Source organism: Halorubrum sp. BV1, assembly GCF_000746205.1.
In the GTDB taxonomy this organism is placed as follows: domain Archaea; phylum Halobacteriota; class Halobacteria; order Halobacteriales; family Haloferacaceae; genus Halorubrum.
The window spans coordinates 1-3,075 of the sequence record NZ_JQKV01000015.1; the positions used below are offsets into that span (position 1 = coordinate 1).

Genomic DNA, 3,075 nt, shown 5'->3' on the forward strand with positions numbered 1-3,075 from the left:
CCCGCCGTTCTCGATGTCCAGCTCGGAGTGTGCGTAGACGTTCGCGTTTCGGCCGCTGCTGCTCTCCTGGTCGTCCTCGACGTCGTCCCGAACCGGCGCGTCCGGTTCGTCCTGCGGTGGCGGCGTCGGTGCCGGCGGCGTGTCGTCACCAGCAGCGTCCTCCAGGTCGTCGGGACGCGACCCGTCGTCGCTCATGTACTCGCGCCCGTGGTCGAGGCCAGCATCCTCGATGGCCGCGAGAGCGTGGTTGTACGTCTCCTTCCCCGGGAATCGCAGGTAGCCACCCCGCTCGCTCTGTGCACGGATGAACGCCTCCTCGGGAAGCACTCCGAGCGCGACGGCGGCCTTCCTCACCGCCCAGTACGGCATCTGCTCGTACTCTTCGCCGTCGGCGTTCTGCGAGTTCGCGTCGGGCGTCCAGACGGGGATCTCGAAGCCCATCTCCCGCAGGTACTCCAGGCCGCGCCGCCAGTCGTCGCCGGACGGCGTCTTCCCGCGGTCCCAGTTCTCCTCGGCGATGAGCGCCATCTTCACCGGGCCGCCGCTGTAGTCGTCGCCCGTATCGACCCAGATCCCGGCGTCGGTATCGACGAAGTTCGCGTTCCCGCTCTCGGCGTTCGGGCCCCAGACGGGCACGAACGCGCGCTTCCCGCCGCCGGAGTTGTCGCGCATCCCGCTCGCGCGGTCGGTCCACTGGTGGACGATGGTGCGGTCGGCGACGTCCTCGCCGTCGAGCGCGTCCAGGGCGTCGAAGACGTCGCTGATGAACGGCGTCACCGGCGCGCCCTCGACACCGCCACCCATCTGTTCCTTGCGCTGGCGACGGCGCTCACGCGCGCGCTGACGGGCTTCTTCCTGCCGCTCCTCGCGTTCCCGTTCCTCTTCGACCCACGCCTCCAGCGCGGCCTCCCAGCTGTCGTGTGCCTCGTACTCGTCGGGCCAGAGCCGCTTCACCAGCGTTTCGGCGCGGGAGCGGTACTCGGTGCTGGTGAGGTCGGCCGCCCAGCTGACCGTGTCCTCGACGAGGTCCTCATCAACGTCGTCGAACGGGACGACCTCGTACGTCGGGGCCTCGGTGTCCAGCGGGACGACGACCGCGTCGTGGTCCGTGTGGAGCGACAGCGGGGCTTTGTACTGCCGGTTGCAGTTGTTCACCCAGTCCGGGTCGATGACCTCAGCAGCGCCGTCTACGCGCTCCTCCACCCGCTCCTGCGCTTCCTTCAGCCAGTCGTTCGACCGGTCCACGAACGCCTCCATCACGCGCTCGCGTGCGTCGTGGTCGCCCTCGAAGACGTCGGCGATGGGGAGCGTCGCGGCGGGCGCGCCCATCACGTACGATCCGCCGACGCTGTCCAGGGCGAAGACGGCGTCGCGGTCCCCGTACAGGCGCGCGTACTCCTCGATGTAGGCCGCGAGGGTCTCCTCGATCACCTGCTGGGTTTCCTCGTCGAGGTCGCCGCGCTGCGGCTTCAGCTCGTCAGCGAGGTCGATGTCGCCCCAGGCCATCACGCCCCGGAGGTCGCCGTAGCCGGGCGTCGGGCTGTCGTTCATCCACTCGGTCTGCCCGTCCTCGATGGTGCAGGGCTCCCAGTCCATGAACGCGTCCCGCGATTTGTACGTCGTCAGCGCGTAGAGCGCGCGCTCGATCCGGCCGGAGACGGTGTCGTAGTCCTGCGCGAGGGTCGCACACCGGGCTTCCTGCTCGTAGCCTTCCTCCAGGACGTCGAAGTCGTCGTGGTCGCGTCGGACGTACCAGCCGCTGTAGTCGTTCAGGCCGATGGTGAGGTGACCGTCCAGGTCGGCGAGCTCCTCGACCACCGGCGCGATCTTCTCGTAGTGCGCGCGGACTTTCTCGACGTCGAGTTCGCTCATGCGACCACCCCGATCTCGGCGTTGCCGTCAAATTGACACCCCGTTTGACGGCAGGGGGGTGAAATCACCCCCTCGCCGTCCTGCGGTTTGACGGATTTGACGGATTTGACGGCAGTTGTGAGGGGTGTGGGTAAGAGCCCGAGCGGGTGCGGGTGCGGGTGCGGGCGGGCGCTCGCCACGTACACCCCCATCTCAGTAGGCGTCAAATCCGTCAAACGTGTCAAGTCCCCTCTGCCGTCCCGCGGTTTTTCGTTTGACACCTGAGAAATCGAACCGTCAAACGCGTCAAACGGGCCGCGGTGCTCGGAGAGATCGTCCTCGGTCAGCTGTACGTCGGTCGTGGTGCTATCGGTAGTGTCCTTCATGATCTTCGACACGGTGACTGCCCGACGCACCGCGACGTCGGCCCCGCTGCGCAGACCTACCGCTAACCAACGAGCGATAGGTTTACGTTGGAGCCGAGAGAAGACGTGTGTAGGGAAACAGGGGCGGAATCGACCGCCCCGGGAGTCTTCTCCCAGGCGAGATTTGTTGGTTAGCCTTGCTTGTCTGCCGTGACTTAGCCGCGACACCCTCTTAAACGTAAGGTGTCCCCTGCTCCTGTACCGGGGAGAGGGTCTGACACCGGTCATGCGTCCCCCTCGCGTTCGATTAGGTGCGCGAGGTGATCGGGGCAGACGACCCGAGTTCCGTACCCGTCGATGGTCACCCGAGAGAGGGGTTCGTCCACCCGACACCCGAGCGCGGCGCAGCAGCAGGCTTCGACGACCTCGACGGTGACTCCGGGGACGTCCACCGTGATCGTGTCGGAGCTGCCGAGGTCCTCGACGATCTCCGCCGCCGAGCTGCCCTGGGACGTCCCCGCGCTCATCGGTCACCACCCGCCTCCTGGTCGTCCTCGATCTCCTCGGCGTGTTTCCACTGCCCGCTGCGCTTCAGGTCGCGCTCGCTGAGGTAGACCTCGTTGAACGTATTCCGGCTGAGCAGTTTGTAGACGCGGTGACTCTCCCGAGTCGGGACGTCGTCTCGTTCTCGGACCCACGAGACGGTGTACTGGAACGAGAGCTCGACGACAGCCCATTCGTCGCCGTCGGCGCGCTCGTCGCGCCGGGCGTGCCACATCACGAAGCGGTCGCCGCGGTCGAACGCGAACTCCTCCAGGTCGTCGGCCTCGTCGGCGGTGGCGTAGCCGATGCCGCCTCG

At 67.2% G+C, this 3,075-nt stretch carries 3 protein-coding genes; all 3 read right to left on the reverse strand.

Translation table 11 applies throughout. The features are described from left to right. Nucleotides 1–1,872, reverse strand: a 1,872-nt coding sequence (locus EP28_RS11350) for a hypothetical protein (RefSeq protein ID WP_049984132.1), incomplete at its 3' end; no start/stop codon positions are given. A gap of 628 nt (nucleotides 1,873–2,500) precedes the next feature. Then, nucleotides 2,501–2,743 carry a hypothetical protein gene (locus EP28_RS11360; protein WP_049984134.1) on the reverse strand — a complete coding sequence of 81 codons (243 nt, stop codon included), beginning with the start codon at nucleotides 2,741–2,743 and terminating at the stop codon, nucleotides 2,501–2,503. Further along, nucleotides 2,740–3,075: hypothetical protein (locus EP28_RS14435; protein ID WP_049984135.1), on the reverse strand; the 336-nt coding region annotated here is incomplete at its 5' end. The genes EP28_RS14435 and EP28_RS11360, both read right to left, overlap by 4 nt.

Excerpts from the sequence above, each read along its gene's own strand:
- EP28_RS11360 (WP_049984134.1), bottom strand. The coding sequence starts at position 2,743 with ATGAGCGCGGGGACGTCCCAGGGCAGCTCGGCGGCGGAGATCGTCGAG.